Consider the following 1,258-nt stretch of genomic DNA (forward strand, 5'->3'; position numbering starts at 1 on the left):
CATCATGGCCCTTACGTCCGGGGCTACACACGTGCTACAATGGATGGTACAACGGGCAGCTAGGCGGCAACGCCATGCCAATCTCTAAAAGCCATTCACAGTTCGGATCGGGGTCTGCAACTCGACCCCGTGAAGTTGGATTCGCTAGTAATCGCGTATCAGCAATGACGCGGTGAATACGTTCCCGGGCCTTGTACACACCGCCCGTCAAGCCATGAAAGTTGGGGGTGCCTAAAGCATGTAACCGCAAGGAGCGTGTTAGGGCAAAACCGATAATTGGGGCTAAGTCGTAACAAGGTAGCCGTACCGGAAGGTGCGGCTGGAATACCTCCTTTCTGGAGTGTCCGTGACTGGCACTCGTTGCGCCACATCATGATCGTTGAGAAAAGTATTTAGTAGATAGTATGTAGTATATAGACCCTGTCTAGGTACCGATATCTAACTACTAACATCTAGTAAGAGTATTTAGTGGATAGTATGTAGTATATAGATCAGCGCGATATAGATCGCCATAAAGATTCTAAGTACTAATATCTAACTACTAACATCTAAGAAAAGAAGAAAGTGCCCACCCCGAGAGGACGTGGATACCGAGAGAAGATGAGAAGATAAGCTAGTCCCGTAGCTCAGTTGGTTAGAGCACTACACTGATAATGTAGGGGTCAGCAGTTCAAATCTGCTCGGGACTACGGAAAGTACTTAGTAGAAAGTATGTAGTATATAGATAAGTTTGGTTCGCCAGCACGGATCTAAGTACTGATATCTACCTACTAACTACTAAAAAAAAAGGGGGATTAGCTCAGCTGGCTAGAGCACCTGCCTTGCACGCAGGGGGTCAACGGTTCGAATCCGTTATTCTCCACTGGATAGTACGAAGTACTTGGTACGGCGTATTTGGAGCAGACATGGCGACATGAACGTATCTAAGTACTGACTACTGATATCTAAGTACTGACAAAGAGTTCTTTGACATATTGAAAGAAAGAAAACACAAGAGAAGACAACAATGGTCCGAAAGTTTTCGTGCAGCAATGCACGGATATGTGTAGGACAAAGGCAGCCATGTACCTGGCAAAAGGGGTGCATGAGCGAAGAAAGTAACAAAGGGCACACGGGGGATGTCTAGGCTCTCAGAGGCGATGAAGGACGTGATAAGCTGCGATAAGCCACGGGGATCAGCAAATGTGACTTGATCCGTGGATTTCCGAATGGGGCAACCTAACATACTGAAGGTATGTTGTAATATACGCGAACGCGC

2 tRNA genes and 2 rRNA genes are annotated in these 1,258 nt (G+C 46.8%); all 4 read left to right on the top strand.

Annotated elements, in window-relative coordinates:
- Window positions 1–335 (top strand): 16S ribosomal RNA (locus IE165_RS18410); the annotation flags it as partial.
- Window positions 336–615: 280 nt separating this feature from the next.
- Window positions 616–689, top strand: a tRNA-Ile gene (locus IE165_RS18415).
- 99 nt (window positions 690–788) lie between these two features.
- Window positions 789–862: transfer RNA gene (locus tag IE165_RS18420), tRNA-Ala, on the top strand.
- Between the two features lie 229 nt (window positions 863–1,091).
- Window positions 1,092–1,258, top strand: a 23S ribosomal RNA gene (locus tag IE165_RS18425); the annotation flags it as partial.

The organism is Sphingobacterium griseoflavum (assembly GCF_014653155.1).
Lineage (GTDB): Bacteria > Bacteroidota > Bacteroidia > Sphingobacteriales > Sphingobacteriaceae > Sphingobacterium > Sphingobacterium griseoflavum.